The organism is Nonomuraea sp. NPDC050556 (assembly GCF_044457355.1).
Lineage (GTDB): Bacteria > Actinomycetota > Actinomycetes > Streptosporangiales > Streptosporangiaceae > Nonomuraea.
This window is the reverse complement of record NZ_JBITGU010000008.1, coordinates 206,909-224,355: the sequence shown is the minus strand read 5'-3', so window position 1 is coordinate 224,355 and position 17,447 is coordinate 206,909. Positions and strand designations below refer to the sequence as shown.

At 68.8% G+C, this 17,447-nt stretch carries 13 protein-coding genes and 1 riboswitch; of the genes, 4 read left to right on the top strand and 9 right to left on the bottom strand.

Annotated elements, in window-relative coordinates; genetic code table 11:
- Positions 1 to 83: 83 nt before the first annotated feature.
- Positions 84 to 2,423: a hydantoinase/oxoprolinase family protein gene (locus ACIBG8_RS53245; RefSeq protein WP_397351093.1), complete on the top strand. Its 2,340-nt coding sequence runs from the start codon at positions 84 to 86 to the stop codon at positions 2,421 to 2,423.
- Positions 2,416 to 4,032 (top strand): hydantoinase B/oxoprolinase family protein, encoded by a 1,617-nt coding sequence (locus ACIBG8_RS53240; RefSeq protein ID WP_397351092.1) that lies wholly within the window; start codon positions 2,416 to 2,418, stop codon positions 4,030 to 4,032. Before ACIBG8_RS53245 ends, ACIBG8_RS53240 begins: the two co-directional genes overlap by 8 nt.
- A 409-nt stretch (positions 4,033 to 4,441) precedes the next feature.
- Here ACIBG8_RS53240 and ACIBG8_RS53235 read toward each other — a convergent pair whose 3' ends face one another.
- From ACIBG8_RS53235 to ACIBG8_RS53195, 9 genes are all read right to left on the bottom strand, one after another.
- Positions 4,442 to 5,224: an adenosylcobinamide amidohydrolase gene (locus tag ACIBG8_RS53235; protein ID WP_397351091.1), complete on the bottom strand. Its 783-nt coding sequence runs from the start codon at positions 5,222 to 5,224 to the stop codon at positions 4,442 to 4,444.
- A gap of 369 nt (positions 5,225 to 5,593) precedes the next feature.
- Entirely contained in the window at positions 5,594 to 6,367 is a 774-nt protein-coding gene (locus tag ACIBG8_RS53230; RefSeq protein WP_397351090.1) for an ABC transporter ATP-binding protein, read from the bottom strand.
- 60 nt (positions 6,368 to 6,427) lie between these two features.
- The gene (locus tag ACIBG8_RS53225; protein ID WP_397351225.1) at positions 6,428 to 7,387 is read right to left on the bottom strand and encodes a FecCD family ABC transporter permease; all 960 of its coding nucleotides are present in this window, start codon (positions 7,385 to 7,387) and stop codon (positions 6,428 to 6,430) included.
- A gap of 807 nt (positions 7,388 to 8,194) precedes the next feature.
- Entirely contained in the window at positions 8,195 to 9,136 is a 942-nt protein-coding gene (locus tag ACIBG8_RS53220) for an ABC transporter substrate-binding protein (protein ID WP_397351089.1), read from the bottom strand.
- Between the two features lie 71 nt (positions 9,137 to 9,207).
- Positions 9,208 to 9,315: riboswitch (cobalamin riboswitch) on the bottom strand.
- 66 nt (positions 9,316 to 9,381) lie between these two features.
- Positions 9,382 to 10,239 (bottom strand): Gfo/Idh/MocA family protein, encoded by an 858-nt coding sequence (locus ACIBG8_RS53215; protein ID WP_397351088.1) that lies wholly within the window; start codon positions 10,237 to 10,239, stop codon positions 9,382 to 9,384.
- 353 nt (positions 10,240 to 10,592) lie between these two features.
- Positions 10,593 to 11,396, bottom strand: a complete 804-nt coding sequence (locus ACIBG8_RS53210; protein WP_397351087.1) for an SDR family NAD(P)-dependent oxidoreductase — start codon at positions 11,394 to 11,396, stop codon at positions 10,593 to 10,595.
- A gap of 67 nt (positions 11,397 to 11,463) precedes the next feature.
- Entirely contained in the window at positions 11,464 to 12,648 is a 1,185-nt protein-coding gene (locus tag ACIBG8_RS53205) for a cytochrome P450 (protein WP_397351086.1), read from the bottom strand.
- The gene (locus tag ACIBG8_RS53200; protein WP_397351085.1) at positions 12,594 to 13,601 is read right to left on the bottom strand and encodes a phosphotriesterase; all 1,008 of its coding nucleotides are present in this window, start codon (positions 13,599 to 13,601) and stop codon (positions 12,594 to 12,596) included. Before ACIBG8_RS53200 ends, ACIBG8_RS53205 begins: the two co-directional genes overlap by 55 nt.
- Positions 13,602 to 13,980: 379 nt before the next feature.
- Positions 13,981 to 14,970: a phytanoyl-CoA dioxygenase family protein gene (locus ACIBG8_RS53195; protein WP_397351084.1), complete on the bottom strand. Its 990-nt coding sequence runs from the start codon at positions 14,968 to 14,970 to the stop codon at positions 13,981 to 13,983.
- Positions 14,971 to 15,063: 93 nt separating this feature from the next.
- Between ACIBG8_RS53195 and ACIBG8_RS53190 the strand changes: the two genes are divergently transcribed.
- Both ACIBG8_RS53190 and ACIBG8_RS53185 read left to right on the top strand, forming a co-directional pair.
- Positions 15,064 to 15,717 (top strand): hypothetical protein, encoded by a 654-nt coding sequence (locus ACIBG8_RS53190; protein WP_397351083.1) that lies wholly within the window; start codon positions 15,064 to 15,066, stop codon positions 15,715 to 15,717.
- Between the two features lie 509 nt (positions 15,718 to 16,226).
- A complete protein-coding gene (locus ACIBG8_RS53185; RefSeq protein WP_397351082.1) occupies positions 16,227 to 17,144 on the top strand; it encodes a TIGR03621 family F420-dependent LLM class oxidoreductase in 918 nt (305 codons plus the stop codon).
- Positions 17,145 to 17,447: the final 303 nt, after the last annotated feature.

Here is a 17,447-nt window from a genome sequence, read left to right as displayed (position 1 = left end):
TATAACCAGCGTCTCCATCGCCTGCCGTAAGTCAAGAGATCACGACATAGACAAGCGCTTGCTACGGGATTTAACTTACTCGGATGGGTTACGCGATCGGGGTGGACGTAGGCGGTACCTTCACCGATATCGTTCTCCGGGCCCCAGACGGTACAGTCCGCGTCGCCAAATGCCTGAGCACGCACGACGATCCGGTCTCCGGGGTCGTCACCGGGATCGCGCAAGTGCTCGGCGATACCGATCCGGCATCGGTGAGCAGGGTCGTGCACGCGACGACGCTGGCGACCAACGCGGTGCTCGAACGCAAGGGGCCGCGCGTCGCGTTCGTCACCACGCGGGGCTTCCGGTCGCTGATCCCGCTCGGGCGCTACGCCCGGGTCGAGGAGGATCGTTACGATCTTCGCTTCACTCCCCCGGTGCTCGACGTGGACTGTTTCGAGGTGGACGAGCGGGTCTCGCACGAAGGTGCTGTGCTCACGGCTCTCGACCCGTTGTCCGTACGGCGTGCCGGCGCGGAGATCGCCGCCAGGGGAATCACTTCGGCCGCGGTCTGCCTGCTGCACTCCTACGCCTTCAACGGGCACGAGCGGCAGGTGGGTTCAATCCTTTCCGAATACGTTCCCTCGGTCGTTCTGTCTTCCGAGGTGTGGCCGGAGTTGCGCGAGTACGAGCGGGCGACGACGACCATCATGTCGGCGTTCGTCGGGCCGCTCATGGCGTCCTACCTGTCGCGGCTGCGCGGCGCGCTGCTCCTACTGGGGGTGGACGCGCCGATCCACGTCATGGAGTCGGGCGGCGGGGTCATGTCGGCGGAGCTCGCCGCCCGGCGGGCGGTGGCGACCATCGAGTCGGGGCCTGCGGCCGGGGTGCTGGCGGCGTCCGCTTTCGGCGACGCGATCTCCTTCGACATGGGGGGCACGACGGCCAAGGCCTGCGTGATCAGGGGTGGGCGGCCGGAGATCACCCACGAGTTCCACGTGGGGGGCAAGGGCAGCTTCGGTGGGCGGCGGGCGGGGACCGGGGTGCCGGTCAAGACGCCTGCCATCGACCTGGCCGAGGTGGGCGCTGGTGGCGGGAGTGTGGCGTGGGTGGACGCGGCGGGCGCGCTGCGGGTGGGGCCGCATTCTGCGGGGTCCTCGCCTGGGCCTGCCTGCTACGGGCTCGGCGGGTCTGCTCCTACGGTGACTGACGCCAACCTGCTGCTGGGGTACCTGGCTTCCGCTTCGATCCCGCTGTCGCCTTCGCTGGCTGGCAAGGCTCTGGACGCCGTGGCTTTGCCGTTGGGGGTGTCGCGGGCTGCTGCGGCGGCAGCCGTACACGAGATCGTCAGTGCTGCTATGGCGTCTGCGGTGCATGTGGTGACGGTGCAGCGGGGGATCGATCCGCGCGGGTTCGTGCTGGTGGCGTTTGGTGGGGCTGGGCCTATGCATGCGGCTCGGGTGGCTGGGCGGTTCGGGATCTCCACGGTGCTGGTGCCTGAGCATTGCGGGGTTGCTTCTGCGGTGGGGTTGCTTCGGGGGGCTTTGTCCACCGATCGGGTGTTGTCATCGCTCAACGCGCCTTCGCCTGAGGCTGTGTTCGAGCGTCTCGCGTTGGAGGCTGCGGCGGATCTGGAGGTGCCGTTGGCGGAGGCGGAGGTGTCCCGGGCGGTGGACGTCCGCTTCAAGGGCCAGTCCCATGATCTGACGGTCCCTTGGACGGCCGGGTGGGTGGAGGCTTTTTACGCGAAGTACCAGCAGGTGTACGGCATCGCCCAGCGGGGCCCCGTCGAGATCGTCAGCTACCGCATCCACCTCACCGTCCCCCCACCCCCCACTAACCTGTCGCCCCCCTCCACCGACCCCCCAACCCCCACACCCTCCTCCACCACCGCCGCTCCTGCCACCACCCCCACCGGCCCCACCCAGACGCCCCCCTCCACCAGCGCCCCAACCCCCACGACCCCGGCCGACGCCACCACCCTCGCCCCCCAGGACCCCGCAACCCCGAGCGGCCCCGTCACACCAGCAACCCCCTCCACCGACCCCACCGCCCCCCAAACCCGGAGGCCCCCCTCCACCGGCACCCCAACCCCCACGACCCCCTCCGCTACCCCCACCCGGATGGGCCCCTCCCTTGGCAGCCCAGCCCCCACGGCCCCGGCCGACGCCACCGTCCCCGCCTCCCAGGACCCCGCAACCCCGAGAGGCCCCGCGACACCCGCTGCCCCCTCCGCCAGCGACCCACCCCGCCTCGGCACCACCCGCGAGGCGTACTTCCCCGAGACAGGTGGCTACGTGACCACCCCCGTGCTCACCAGACAGACCCTCACCACCGTGGAAGGCCCAGCGATCATCGAGGACCCGGAGGCCACCATCGTCGTCCCGCCCGGCTGGACCGCCACCCTCGACCCCCACCGCACCGTACGGCTCACCCATGCGTGACGCCCTGACAGCGGAAGTGCTCCGCAACGCCCTGGTCGTCGCCGCTGAAGAAGCCAGCATCGTGGTGGTCCGTTCGGCCTATTCCACCTTCATCGTCGAAGGCTCAGACGCCTCAGCCGCGATCCTCTCCGCCGACGGCCGCCTGATCGCCCAGTCCATGGCCACCACGCTCATGAACAGCATGGCCCTCAAGATCGCCCTCCCCGAGGTCCTGGCCGACATCCCCGACATGCGCCCCGGCGAGGTCTACGTCACCAACGACGCCTACCGAGGCGGCGTCCACACCAACGACCTGCTCGTCTACCGCCCCGTCTTCATAGACGACGCCCCGGCGTACTTCACCGCCACCATGATCCACGTCTCCGACCTCGGCGGACTGTCAGCCGGCGGCATGGCCCCGCTGGCCACCGACATCTTCCTGGAAGGCCTCCAACTCCCCCCGGTACGGCTGGACGCCACCGTCGAGGCCATCCTGCGCGCCAACAGCCGAACCCCCGACAAGGTCATGGGCGACGTCCGAGCCCTGGTCGCGGGCACAGCCGTGGCCGCCCAGCGCCTGACCGACCTGATCGAGGAGTACGGCGCGGCAGGCCTGGCCGCCGGAATAGACGACTACCTGGCCTACACCGAAGCAAGAACCAGAGCCGCCCTGGCCGAACTCCCGCCAGGCACCTACACCGCGACCTACGAGATAGACGACGACGGCATAAACCTGGAGAAGTCCCACACCATCCGCGTAGCCGTGACCCTCGGCCAGGAAACCCTGGTGGACTTCACCGGCACCGATCCCCAGGTACCGGCCGCCATCAACGCCTCAGCCTCCCAGTCGATGGCCGCAGCCGTCTTCGCGGTGCGCTGCTTCATCGACCCCACGATCGCCATGAACGAGGGCTGCCTGAGCCCCATCACCGTGCACCTCCCCGAGGGATCCCTCCTGAACGCCCGCTCCCCATATCCCTGCGGCGGCCGCTTCGTCCCTATCTACGCGGCCATGGAAGCAATCTTCCAAGCGATGTCCGACGCGATCCCCTCAAGGGCGATCGCCCCGAGCGGCATCCTCCAGCCCTTCTCCATAGCAGCCGTAGGTGCTCCGTACTGGATCCACCTTTCCTACGACTTCGGCGGCGTAGGCGCCCGCCAGGGCCTGGACGGCCCGGATGCAACAGGTGTCCACTTCGGAATAGGCCGCAACTCCATCCCCCAGGTAGAGCCGATCGAGACCCGCTGCCCCTTGGTAGTGGAGTCCATAGAGGTGATCCCCGACTCGGGCGGCCCAGGCCGCTTCAGGGGTGGGCTGGGCACACGCACGGTCTACCGTTTCCAAGCCGACTGCCACGTGACCACCCGCGGCGACCGCCTGAGGCAACCACCTCCCGGCCGGGACGGCGGATTGCCAGGCCGCCCAGGCGGCTTCTTCCGCCGACACAGGGACGGCACCGTCGAACGCCTGCCCTCCAAGGTCAACAACGCCCTATTCCAGGCAGGCGAAGCCTTCATCGTAGAAACCACCGGCGGCGCCGGCCTCGGCATTCCCTCCGACCGCCCCCGCCCCGAGGTAGAGGCCGACCTACGAGCCGGAAAAATCACCACCCCAACCCCCTACACGTAACCCCACCACCCCAACCCCCTACACGTAACCCCACCACCCCTCCCCCCTACACGTGACCCCACCACCTCACCCACCTACGCGTAACCCCACCACGCCACCGCAGACGCACTGTCCCCAGCCGACCAGCACCATCAACCCACAGACGAACCACGGCCTGCCTGCAGACGATCCAGTCCCCACCCGTGAGCGCTACTCACCGCGCCCGCACCGGCACTGCCGCGCGGACACCACCCGGCTAGAGACCGCAATCCCCGACCCCAAATACTCCCTACCTGCTGGAACTCACGGCGCCCCGACCCGAGCCCCACCCGCAGCCAGGCCCCGCCCCCTCGCCGCAAACCACCCGCATCCAGGCCTGCCCCTTGCCCGCAAGCCATCCACATCGGCCCCACCATCCCTGGGCCAAGCGCTACTTGTAGGCGTACCACTCCTTGGCCCCCGCCAGCACCGCCGCGTGGACCGCGCGAGCGATGCGCGCACCCCACTCCGAGCGCGGCCCCCCGAACAGCTCCTCAGCCGCCGCATCACCCCCGCCAGCCGCCATACGGTCCCGTACGTCAGGGACGCCCTCCGCCATACGGTCCCGTACGTTCCCTCCGTCCGCCATACGGCCCCGCACGTTCGCGTCTCCCGCCATACGGCCCCGCACGTTCCCCTCTCCCGCCATACGGTCCCGTACGGCGATGCAGACCGCGTCGGACGCTGTGCCCGTGCCAGGGAAACCCACCTCCACAAGCGCCTGCGCCTTGGCCTCCGTCACCGTCATCACGGTGTTGACCAGCGCCGCATCCGACATCGCCACCGGCACAGCCACGATGATGTTGATCGTCCCAACACGGATCGGCCGGAGCTCCTGATCCTCAACCCCCTCCGGCGCCGCCGCCCACGTAGGGACCCGCAGCCCGACCGTCGCCACCGCCTCAACCCCACCATCGCTCGCCCTGGCGTACTTCTCGACGAAGGCAGCGGTCATCATCCCCACCCCGTCCCCAGGAGGGGCGAGCTCCGTCAGATGCTCCACCGGATCCATACGCGAGTACCCGGCCACGACCTGCGCGTTCAGCACCCACTCACGCGGCCCGATCCCACCACCGAGCATCGCCGAAGAGATCATCCGCCAGCCGGGCCCGAACTCCCACAACAAGGCCCCCAGCCGCTCGCCATCCTCAACCCGATGCGACAACTCCACCATTAACCCCTCACCCGACATCCCGGCCGCGCAACCGCCCGCCGCACCCCACCCAACCCGACGACCCTCACCGTGCATACCCGACCGGACAACCCTCACCACGCATACCCGACCAGACAGCCCGAACTCCAGGCACACTCACCGAGCGACCCAACCCTGCGCAGACGCTCGCCGCCCCCCACCCAAGCCAACAACCCTCACCACACACACCCGACCAGACAACCCGGACGCCAAGCACGCACTCGCTGGGCAATCCGGCCCCGGGCAGACGCTCGCCGTACCTCGCCCTGACGCGTCCGCCCCACCACCTGCCCAGGACCGAACCCCAGCAGGCACCCGCCACCCGTCACTAATCGCCCAGACCGGGCACCCTCACCGATCGCCCCTGACCAGGTGCACGACCGGCCGCCCGTCAGGTCCGGGCTCGATCTTGACGTGCGCGCCGAAATGCTTGCCGACCAGCGCCTCGGTCAGCACCTGCACCGGCTTCCCCAACGCCACCGCCCGCCCGTCCGCGATCAACAGCAACCGGTCCGCATACTGCCCAGCCACACTCAAATCGTGCAGCGTAGTGATCACAGTGAGCCCGTCGGCCAACCTGAGCCGGTCAACCAGCTCCAGCACCTGCTGCTGATGACCAAGGTCCAGCGCAGTCGTCGGCTCGTCGAGCAGCAGGACGGGCGCCTGCTGGACGAGCGCCCGAGCCAGTACGGCCCGCTGCCGCTCACCACCCGACAAATGCCCCACCTGCCGATGCGCCAGCCCACCCAGATCCAGCCGCTCCAGCACCGACGCCGTCACCTCACGATCGTGACGACTTTCCCGCCCAAGATAGGAGATGTACGGCGTGCGACCGAGCAACGCGTACTCGAAAACGGTCATGTCAGGCGGCAACGCCGGGCTCTGAGGCGCGTACGCGGTGAGCCGGGCCCGCTCACGCGCCTTGAGCCTGGACGCGTCCTGCCCGTCGATGTCCACCTCGCCCCGATGCGCCACAACCCCCATGACGGCACGCAGCAGCGTCGACTTCCCCGCCCCGTTGGGCCCGATGACCGCCAGCCACTCGCCCCGCTCGACCCGCATCCCGATACCGGAGAGCACCTCGCGCTCCCCCAACGTCACCGACAACCCGCGAGTCTCAATCACCCCGCGCTCACCGCCACTTCGCCTGCTTCTCCCTCTATGGCCGTCCCATTGCGCGCCATGTCACATCTCCGCCCGTCTGGTGACACGGAGGACGCCGACGAAGAACGGGGCGCCGATGAAGGCGGTGACCACCCCGATGGGGAGTTCAGCGGGAGCGATGAGGGTGCGGGACAGCAGGTCGGCGAGTACGAGGAAGGCGCCGCCGCAGATCAGCGAGAGCGGGAGCACGATGCGGTACGACCCTCCCGCCAGCCTCCGCACGACATGCGGCACCACGATGCCGACGAACGCGATCAACCCGCTCACCGCCACCGCCGCCGCCGTTGCCAGGGAGGCGCCGAACAGGACGAGCAGCCGTACCCTCGCCGCCTTGACCCCCAGGCTCGCCGCCTCGTCGTCGCCGACGGACAGCACGTCGAGCATGCGCCCGTGCGCCAGGAGCACCAGCGACGATACGGCGGCGTATGGAATCATGAGCCAGAACTTGTCCCAACCACCGCCGATGTCACCCAGGATCCAGGCGTAGATCTGGCGCAGTTCCTCGACCTTGAGCTGCTGGACGAAGGTCTGGATGGCGGTGAGGAACGACGTCACGGCGACCCCGGCCAGCACCAGCGTCGCGGTCCCTCCGGCGCGGCCTGCGGTGTTGCCCAGCGTGTACGCCAGCATGACGCCACCGACCGCGCCGATGAACGCGGCGACCGGCACGCTGGCCGCCAGACCCGGGAGGAAGACGATCACCATCGTCACCGCGAGCCCCGCCCCCGAGGCGGCACCGAGCAGGTAGGGGTCGGCCAGGGAGTTACGGAAAACGCCCTGGTACCCGGCGCCCGCGATGGCGAGCAGGCCGCCGACGGTGGCGCCGATCAGGACCCTGGGGATGCGGATCTCCAGCAGCAGCCCCTGCTCCACGGGGGCGAGGCCGGAGTCGACGTGCACGAACGGGAGCCAGTCCGCCACCTGCTTGACGATCTGCCAGGGCGAGATGTCGGCGGCGCCGCCGAGGGTTCCCGCGATCATGCAGATGATCAGTACGGCAAGCGCGGCGGCAACCTGGAGCGCCTTCTTGTGCGTGCGCCGCTCGGGACTCGCGACCTTCGGGGGCGCGCTACTCATGACCGCTCACCTCTCCATGGGCGCTCGCCCACTCGTGAACGCTGGGCACTCGTGAACACGCCCGCTTGTGGGCGATCGCCCACTCGTGAACGCTGCTCCACTCGTGGACACACCCGATCGTGGGCGGTCGCCCATGCGAGGACACAGCCCACTCGTGGACACACCCCCAATTGTGGGCAGCCGCCCATTCCCAACCGCCTGCCCGTTGGTGGACGTGCACTTGAGGGTGGGCGGCCGCCCACTAGACACTCGCCGAGCACTGAGTGCTCGCCCACTAGCAGCGGGCGTGGGCCCACTGGCGGACCAGCGCCCCTTTGTGGGCGTGGACCTGCCAGTGGAGCTGGGCGGGCCGACAGGAGTGGGCCTGCCGATGGGAGTGGGTGGGTCCGCGAGAGTAGCCCTTCTGGTGGAAGCGGGCAGGGCGACGGACGTAGCCCTGTCGGTGGGAGCGGGCGGAGCAGCCCCTCCGGCGGGAGTGAGCGGCGCGACAAACGTAGCCCTGCCGGTGGGAGTGGGCGGGGGCCCGTTTGGGGGGTGGGTGCTGGGAAGGGGGTTCGGGGCGATGTTGCGGCGGGGAGTGTGTGCGGCTGAGTGCCGTGACGCACGGGCGCGCGCCGACGTCGGCGGGTGGCTGTCCGCCGGCGCGAGCCGTACAAGATGGTTGTCAGTTTGAAACCTTCGCCGCCGTTGTCAGGCAGAAGCCCGTGATGGTCAGTTCGATGCCTTGGAGACCGCGGACCCGATGGTCTTGGCGAGGTCGACGATGCGCGGCCCCCACCGGGACGCGATGTCGTCGTCCAGTTGCACCACCTGGTCATTCTTGATCGCCGACAGCGCCTTCCACCCCGGCCGCTTCGCCAGCGTGTCCTTGCTCTGCTGGCAGCACTTCACGTCAGCCAGGAAGATCACGTCCGGATCGGCCTGCGCGATGAACTCAGCCGACAGCTTGGGGTAGCCGCCCGCCGCGTCCGGCGCCTTGTCGGCGATGTTGGTCAGCCCGAACAGCCCGTAGATCTGACCGATGAACGTCGACGACGTCGCCGCATAGGGCGTGTTGTCGAGCTCGTGGTAGTAGGTGAGCTTCTTGTCCTTAGGGGCGGCCTGGGCAAGCTTGTCGATCTCGGTCTTGATCCCGGTGACCACCTCCTCGGCCTTGGCCTTCGTGCCCGTGGCCGCGCCCAGGTCGGCGATCTGGTCGTACGCGTCATCGATCTTGACGGCGGCGTTCTCCCAAAGGACGGGGACGTTCAGCTTGCCGAGCTCGGCGACGATCTTGTCGTTGTCGTAGGCGACGACGACGAGATCGGGCTTCTGCGCCACGATGGCCTCGACGCTCGGCTTGAACCCGGACAAGCTGCTCTTCGGCGCCTCAGCCGGGTAGTTCGACTGGTCGTCGACCGCCACGACCTGCGGGCCTGCGCCGATCGCGAACAGGGTCTCGGTGGCCGTGGGCGAGAGCGACACGATGCGCTCCGGCTTCTTGGCGATGGTGACATCGCCGTTCTCCGCCTTGACGGTGACGGGAAAACCTGCGGGTTCGCTTGCGGTGGCGGGGGCCGTTGCCTTGGCGGTGGTGCCGTCGCTCTGACCGCAACCGGCCAGGGCGAACGTTGCCAGCAGTGCGCCCGCGAAGGCCGTGCGTACGGGCCTCACGAGGAGTCCTTTCACTGTCGGAACCGAGAGACCCGTGAATTTCACGACGGATCACCCTTTTCCACGAGGGTTGATGACGTCAGCGCAGAGGCAGGCGACCTGGCTTTGACAGTTGCGGGACAGCGCCGGAATCTCACCGGACTTCGCTGCAACACTGCGCGTCAGACAAACGCTATCAATTCTCCGGTGAGCCCCGAAGTCAAGGGTCCCTCCAGACCTGGGATGACCCCACAACCCCGTGTCGTTCAGCCGCGGATGAGTTGCGCCTCCGCCGACGCGAGGATCTCCTGGAGGTGTAGCCCGTGGGCCGCGTCCAGCAGGTGGCCGCCGCCGCGGCGCACGGTGTCGGCGAATTCGGCGGCGATGACGTCGAGCGGGTCCTCGTCGAACGAGCCGAGCTCCGCACTGCCCCGCCTGCCGTACACCTCGAAGCTCTGCGACCGCACTGCCCCGGTGGTCTGCATGCAGATCGCCGCCTGGCTGACCGCGCCGCCCTCGTGGTCGAGCAGCAGGCCCGTCCAGCCCAGCGGGTCACCGTTCGCCCGAACCCCCACAATGCGCCCGAGCGCCGCGTCGAGCAGGTCGATCACGTGCGGCCCGACGTCGAGCAGCGCCCCGCGCTCCAGCCGCCACGGCGTCGCGAACGGCCCCTCGGTCCAGCCTCCCCCGAGGGACGCCGCACGTCCGGCAAAGGGCTCGATATCCTGGCATTGGGCGAGAAAGGTGCGGGCGGGCTCGGCGTAACGCATCGTCAGGAACATCTGCGACGCCACCCCGGCCTCGCCGATCGCGTCGGCGAGGCGGCGGGCGCCGTCGAGGGAGTCCGCCAGTGGCTTCTCCAGCAGGAGCGCTTTGCCCGCTCTCGCGGCCTTCACTGCCAGATCAGCCTGTACGGCGGGCGGCACGCAGAAAGCGACGGCCTCGCAGGCGTCGAACAGGTCCTCGATGCGCTCGTAGACGGGGGCGCCGAGCTCGGCAGCGGCCTCGGGGCGGCGGGCCCAGACTCCGGCAAGTCGGGTGTGCGGGCTGTTTTGGAGCATCGGCGCATGCGCCATCGCCGCCCACGGCCCGGCCCCCACCAATCCCACAGAAACGGGCTCCACGGCGCACCCCTTTTCGCGATATCCACCACTTCATCCCAGCCCCGCGATCCTAACCACCCCCCTCACCCCGGAATCACCGCCCCACATCACCCCAGCCCAGCAGCGCCTCCCAACCCGGCAGCGCCGCACACTCGCATCACCCCAACCCAGCAGCGCCGCGCACCCCGCGTCACCCCAACCCAGCAGCGCCGCACAACTCCGCGTCGCCCCAACCCCGCTGGGCATCACGGCCCGCCCGCCTCACGCGTCATTCGCCGCCGTCGGACGACGCGCCGCAGCATCCCTCGCGATCCAACCGGCGCGGGGATCTTGGCACGCGCGCCGGGGCTGGAAGTACAGGTCCACTGCGGCGGTCAGGGCTGGGTGGTGCGCCAGGACTTCACGGCGTGTTCCGGGCGGTGGGCCAGCGTTCCGGAGTCGATGACGATGGTCTGCCCAGTGATGCACCGAGCCTCCTCCGAAGCGAGGAACGTCACCAGATTCGCCACATCCGCCACCTCACATGCCCACGGCAGCAGCCGTTCCGCCGCCTTCTCCGCCAGCCGCTCAGGCCCCAGCGCCTGCCTCGCCACCTCCGTCACCACCAGCGCAGGCGCGACCGCATTGCACCGGATACCGCGCGAGCCGTACATCGTCGCGACATACCGTACGAACCCACCAATGGCCGCCTTGGACGTGCCGTACGCAGCATGATCGGTGTCACCAACCAGCCCTGACACGGATGACGTGATGACGACGGCGCCGCCATCCGGCATGACCGGGATCGTGTGCTTGACCATGAGCATCGCGCCGCGCAGGTTGACCGCCATGGTGCGATCCCACACGTCCACCTCCATATCGGACAGATCCAGGTCGCGACCGTAGGTCTCTCTGTCGAGGATCGCCGCGTTGGAGTGCAGCACGTCGACCCGCCCGAACGAGGCCACGAGCTCGGCGACCGCCTCCTCCACCTGCTTGGCGTCGGAGACGTCGCAGGTCAAAGCGACGGCCGTACCCCCCTTGGACCGGATCGCGGACGCGACCGCCTTGGCCGCCGACCCGCTGAGGTCGAGCACGCCGACGAGCCCGCCCTCGGCCGCGATCCGCAGCGCGCACGCCGCGCCGATCCCCGACCCGGCCCCGGTGACCAACGCCACCCGCCCATCAAACCGACTCATCCCTGGACCTCCCCACCGAACAGCCACTTGCCACGACCCCAGGCACCATCCGCGCGGCGCGATTGGTTCACCAGTGGACCGGGAGGGTCGTCAGGCCGCGGCCGACGATGGACTTGCGGTAGGTCACGGGGCCAGGGTCCAGCGAGAGGTACGGCAGGCGTCGGCCCAGCACCTCCAATGCCGTACGCAACTGCAGCCGCCCCAAAGCCGCACCCACGCAGAAATGGATGCCATACCCGAACACCAGGTGCGCGTCGGCGTTCTGCCGGTCGATGACGAAGCGTTCCGGCTCGGGGAACACGGTCTCGTCGTGAGCCGCCGAGTCGGTCGACAGCAACACCAGCGCCCCCGCCGGAATTGTCGTCCCATGCAGCGTGATGTCGGTCAGGGCGTACCGGAAGGACCCCAGCGAGGCGCCATCGATGCGCATACATTCCTCCACCGCCCCGGGTATCAACGCCTCGGGCACCGGCCAGGTGTCCTCGCGAAGCAGCCGGAGCACGCTGTTGCCGAGCTGGTTGGGCACGGTGTCGTTGCCGCCGAGCAGGATCGTGGAGATCAGCTCCACCACCTCCCGGTGCGACAGCTCCGACCCGATCAGCGACGTCATCAATGACGTGAAGTCATCCTGCGGATCCTTGGCCCGCGACGCGACGAGGCGGTCGACGTAGTCGAGGTAGGTGAGGAATGAATCCGCCAGTTCCAACTGCCTGGCCGCGGGCTGCGGCGACAGGAAAAGCTGGAACCAGTCCTTGACCCGCGACTGCACGAAGGATTCATCGGCTTCGGGAACGCCGATGAACGCCGCGGTGAGCTTCACGGACGGCTCGTGGCCGATGTCCGCGATGAAGTCAGCCCCTCCAGAGGGAAGGACTCGGTCCAGGAGCTGCTCGTTGAGTTCCCTGAACCGCTGCTCCAGCGCCGACACCGCGCGCGGCGTGAACGCGCGGGACACGGAACGCCTCAGCCGCGTGTGGTCGGGCGGATCCACGTTCGCCACGAAGCTGGACAGGAACGACCCGTGCTCGCCCAGCCTGGCCCGCGTCTCCTCGGTGAGGCTGCGCGAGATCGTCAGCGACCCCTTGGAGGAGAAACGCCGGTGATCGCCGTAGGCGGCGCGAATGTCGTCGTAGCGAGTCAGGACATATGCGTCCAGGTGCTCGCTGAAGAACACCGGTTGCTCGTGGCGGAGCGTCCTCAGGAAGTCGTACGGCGAGGCGACGTGCCAGTCGGAGCTGACGTCGAAGTCCATCCGAGAATCCTCCGCGGGTTGTCGACGAGCATCTGGTGGATCTGCTCCTCGGTGACGCCGCGCTTGCGAAGCTCCGGCAGTACGTCACGGGAGATGTGCAGCAGGTGGTAGTTCGGGTGGCGCTGCCGTACGACATCAGGGTCGAAACGGTCGTTGAAGCAGTAGGAATCGTGACCCAGGACGAGGCTGGCGGCGTGGCCGCGCTCGCAGAGCGTGGCCACGATCTGGACACGGTCCTCGAACGGGCTGATCGTCTCGATGCCGAACCGGTCCATACCGAGGAAGGAGCCGTTGGCGATGAGCTCCTCCAGGTAGGCGACGTCGGTGGAGTCTCCGGCGTGGCCGATGACGACGCGCGACAGGTCGACGCCGAGCGAGGCGAGCAGGCGCTGCTGGTCGAGCCCGCCCCTGGACGAACTGTGCGAATGCGTGGTGATCGGGGCGCCCGTCTCCAGGTGCGCCTCGGCGACGGCGCGGAAGACACGTTCGCAGCCCTTGGTCATGCCGAGGTGGTCGGAGGCGCATTTGAGCATGCCCGCCTTGACGCCGGTTCTGCCGATGCCGTCGACGATGTCGCGCACGAAGAACTCCGCCAGCCGGTCGGGGCCGCCGAACAGCGAGCCCGGGCCTCGGTTGCCGAAGTACGGCGGGAGTGCGTCGTAGGTGTAGAGGCCGGTGGCGACGACGATGTTCACCGAGGTGAGCGCTGCTACCTCTTGAATCGCCGGAATGAATCTGCCGAGTCCTACCACCGTGAGATCCACGATGGTGTCGACGCCTTCGGCTTTGAGTGCGTCCAGCTTGGCTGCGGCTTCCCTGGCCCTGGTGGGGAGGTCCCAGGCTTCGGGGATGTCGGGCCAGTTCCAGAGGATTTCGGGACTCAGGCCGAAGATGTGCTCGTGCATCAGGGTCGCACCGACATCGGCGACGAACCCTCTCACGGTCTCAGGCAACGCGACCTCCACACCCTGGGGCAACGCCGAGAGGCCTCGCCCTTTCCCGCGCCACCACCCCGCACGTGGAATCGTCAGCACGTGTCGCACGGCTGGCCCTCGGCGGGCTGCCGCTTGCGCTCCGAAGGTCACCCGCGTGGAGCGAGAAGACGGCACGGCGATGCCGCTCCCGCCCGCCCGGCACGTCGAAAGTCGTCCGCGCACACCGTACGGGCAAGGCCTCGACTCCTACGCGCCCCGCGGCTCGCACGTCGAAGGTCACCGTTCCGGGCAGTGGGGCGGTGCCGGTCTCGGCCCTATGCAAGGGGACCTCCGGGTGGCGGGGCGGTGCTCGCCATGACCCTAGGCAAGGAACCTCCGAAGGGCGGGGCGGTGCTGGTCATGGGCCTAGACAAGGGAACCTCTCGTGGTCGAAGGGCTCGTTGACCTTGAGGCCCAGCCCGTCCGTCTGCCTGTACGGCGTGCCGGTGTAAAGGCTGTCGGCGTCGAAATACGTCACCGTGAACGACAGCCGCGGGGTGTCACGATGGTTGGCCGGAGCCCCGTGGACGGTCAGCGCGTGATGCACGGTGGCGTCGCCCGCCTTGAGGTCCAGCGGCGGCGACAGCTCCAGATCCTTCAGCCACGGGTGCTGGGTCAGCTGGTCGTCGCCCTGACGAGTGAAGCTGCGCCCGAGCAGGCCGTGGCGGTGGGATCCGCTGTAGAAACGCAGCGACCCCATGTCGGCGGGCACGTCGACCAGCGCGAGCCAGACGGTCAACATCGCCGACCGGTCCATCGGCATCCAGGGAAAGTCCTGGTGAAACTCGGTCGACCCGTGCCCGATATCAGGTGCGGCCTCCCCGGTGTCCGGCGAAGCGGTCGCAGAGGGGTTCAATTGCCCGGAGTCATGGGCGGAGTCGCCCTCGCCGGTGTCCCGTGCAGCAGCCATAGGCGGGCTCAATCGCCCGGATTCCCCCTCACCGGTGTCCTGTGGAGCCGCCATTGAGGGGGTGAATCGTGCGGGGTCATGGGGTGTGACGGCCGGGGAATCGTGCTGTACGGCGGGCTCTTTGATCAGGAGGTTGGTCACCTGGACGCGGACGGCGGTGACGCCGCGCAGCAGGCGGATCGCGTTCGCCCCCATCGTCTGGCTCATGGTCAGCAAACCGAACAGCTCGTCGCTGTCCGCGATGTCGCGCGACTGGCCGAACGCCTGGTCGACCAGGCTGGCGCGGGCCCTGGACCTGGCCTCCAGGTGCCGGATGGCGCGTTCGCGCAGGATCGCCACCGTTCCGGGGTCTACCAGGCGGGCCAGCCGTACCCAGCCGTGTTCCTGGAAGAACGCGACCTCGGCGTCGGTGGCGGCGCGCACGGGGATGTGCTCCATGAACCCAGTGTGGCATTGAAGCAAGCGCTTGGTAAGGCGCTTTGAGTAGGGGTTACTCATGCGTCCTGACGATGGTGGATCGACGCTGACGGTATGACCAGCATCGAAACAACCCCTCGCTCCGGTGCGGACACCTTCGCCCGCTACGCGATGATCGCCTCGGCCTTCCTCGCACCGCTGTCCATCGCCGTTTCGCTGTTCCTCGCGCCCTACGCGGTCACCGCCGAAGGTGCGGCCTACGTCCAGAACTTCGTGGACAACATCGGCAGCTACCCCCTCTGGGCGTGGTGGGGCGCGATCTTCGCGATCCTCCTGATCCCCGGACTCTTCGGGGTGAGCAGCGTCGCCAGGAGGGGACGCGCCACGCTCGGATTCATCGGAATGATCCTCGCCTTCACCCTGGCGATCCCCAGCCCCGGCAACAGCGACGACCTCATCTACGCGGCGGCCAAGAGCGGCGTGGACGTGCCGACGATCGCCAAGATGTGGGACTACGAGCTGCCCACGTCGGCCGTCGGGAGCCTGTTCTTCGCGGGATTGCTCGGACTCGTCCTGCTCGGGGTGGCGGCGCTGCTGGGCAAGACCGCTCCCTCGTGGGCGTCGATCGTGCTGATCGTGGCGCCGTTCACGGTGCCGGTCGCGTGGTTCGCGGGGCTGCCCAACTCGATCGCGGCGGGCGCATGGGTGCTGATGGCGATCGGCATGGGCGGCGTCTCCCTCGGCCTCCTCCGCCAGCCCTCCCACTGACCCACCACCCCACCCCAACACCTAGGGACCGAACGGCACGCCACCCGAACCACTCGGAGACCGAACCACTCGGAGGCCGAACAGCTCGGCACCCCCACCACTCGGCTTCCGAACGGCCCGGCGTCGGAAAGACCCAGCCTCCGAACAGCTCGGTCACCGAAGGACGGGTATCAGGCGTCGAGCTCAAGAGCCGGGCGGGTGCATGCCAAGCTGCCCCACATGCGACAGAACGGCTCGCCAACCGGAAGGCGGGCCCGACATAGGCGGCGAGTTGGGGGCCGGGTGCGAGCGCCGGGCGGGTGGCTGCCACCCGCCCGGCGCTCGACGCGTTTCCGGACGCTTGCGGGTGCCGAGGCTAAGGGGCTTCCGGACGCTGCGGGTCCTGAGGCTAAGGGGCTTCCGGAGGCTGCGGGTGCTGAGGCTAAGGAGTATCTGGAGGCTCGCGGGTGGGGTTTCCGGAGGGCTGGGGCTAGGGTGTTGGGCAAGCGCTTGGTTGCCTTGGAGGATTCATGACGCGTCGGCCGTTTCGGTTTGCTGCTGTCGTACGGCAGGCGGAGTCGGCCAAAGCGTGGGCCGAGCAGGCGAGGCGCCTCGAGGGGTCGGGGTTCGACGTGCTGCTCGTCCCCGACCATCTGGTGGGTGCGCGGTTCGCGCCCATCGCGGCGCTCACCGCGGCGGCCTGTGCGACCACGCGGTTGCGGGTGGGGACGCTGGTGTTCGCCAACGACTTCCGGCATCCGGCGGTGCTCGCCAAGGAGGCCGCAACGCTTGACCTGCTTTCCGAGGGGCGGCTTGAGCTGGGGTTGGGCACAGGGTGGATGGCTGCGGACTATGCGGGGGCGGGGCTGGCGTTCGACCGGCCAGGGGTGCGGGTGGAACGGCTGGCTGAGGCGATAGCCGTACTCAAAGGGCTCTGGTCTGACGGGCCGTTCACCTATCAGGGGCGGCACTATCGCATCGACGGGCTCGACCAGCTGCCCAAGCCTGTGCAGCGGCCTCATCCGCGGTTGTTGCTGGGTGGGGGTGGGCCGCGCATGCTCAGCCTGGCGGCACGGGAGGCGGACGTGATCAACCTGGGGATGCGGGTCCGGGCCGATGGCAGGGGGCCTGATGGGGCTGATGGCGGGCTGGCGGCGTTCCTGGCCAAGCTGGCTACGGTGCGGGAGGCGGCTGGAGACCGGTATGCGGGGGTTGAGCTGGGGACGAGCATCCAGCAGTTGGGGGTACGGCGGGGCGAGGAGGCTTGGAGTGCTGCCGACTCTTCGCGGCAGGACGAGACGCCGCAGGTGTTGCTGGGGACGCATCGCGACATTGTCGACAAGCTGCGGTATTGGCGGGATGAGCACGACATCTCATACTTCGTCGTGCACCACGAACGCGACCACCTCCCCTTTGCTCCCATCGCCGAGGAACTCGCGGGCCACTGACCGCGACCTGGTGAGGGCGACACGAGGTGCGCGCTGGGCGGGCGGCGCTGTCGTGCGAGCGGGTGTTGCGACGGAGCGTTAGAACCTAAGGGCCTACAGGGATGGCCGCGCGGCGGCCAAGCGCGGGGGCGGGCGTGGTGACCGGCGATGCCATGAGGGAAGGGGCGGTGCCGGGATGGTGGTAGTGGCGGGGCGACCGTCGAGACGGTGAAAGTGAGGGGCCGGGGGCGGCGCCCAAGGGCCTGGCGGTGGCGGCGACTGGGGTCGGTGGCCGGAGCTTGCGACTGGGGACGACGGCTGAGG

Bases quoted from the DNA above. Each gene is read 5' to 3' on its own strand.
- ACIBG8_RS53245 (WP_397351093.1), top strand. From the start codon at position 84: ATGGGTTACGCGATCGGGGTGGACGTAGGCGGTACCTTCACCGATATC.
- ACIBG8_RS53240 (WP_397351092.1), top strand. From the start codon at position 2,416: ATGCGTGACGCCCTGACAGCGGAAGTGCTCCGCAACGCCCTGGTCGTC.
- ACIBG8_RS53235 (WP_397351091.1), bottom strand. From the start codon at position 5,224: ATGGTGGAGTTGTCGCATCGGGTTGAGGATGGCGAGCGGCTGGGGGCC.
- ACIBG8_RS53225 (WP_397351225.1), bottom strand. From the start codon at position 7,387: ATGATCGCGGGAACCCTCGGCGGCGCCGCCGACATCTCGCCCTGGCAG.
- ACIBG8_RS53210 (WP_397351087.1), bottom strand. From the start codon at position 11,396: ATGAGTCGGTTTGATGGGCGGGTGGCGTTGGTCACCGGGGCCGGGTCG.
- ACIBG8_RS53205 (WP_397351086.1), bottom strand. From the start codon at position 12,648: ATGGACTTCGACGTCAGCTCCGACTGGCACGTCGCCTCGCCGTACGAC.
- ACIBG8_RS53195 (WP_397351084.1), bottom strand. From the start codon at position 14,970: ATGGAGCACATCCCCGTGCGCGCCGCCACCGACGCCGAGGTCGCGTTC.
- ACIBG8_RS53190 (WP_397351083.1), top strand. From the start codon at position 15,064: ATGACCAGCATCGAAACAACCCCTCGCTCCGGTGCGGACACCTTCGCC.
- ACIBG8_RS53185 (WP_397351082.1), top strand. From the start codon at position 16,227: ATGACGCGTCGGCCGTTTCGGTTTGCTGCTGTCGTACGGCAGGCGGAG.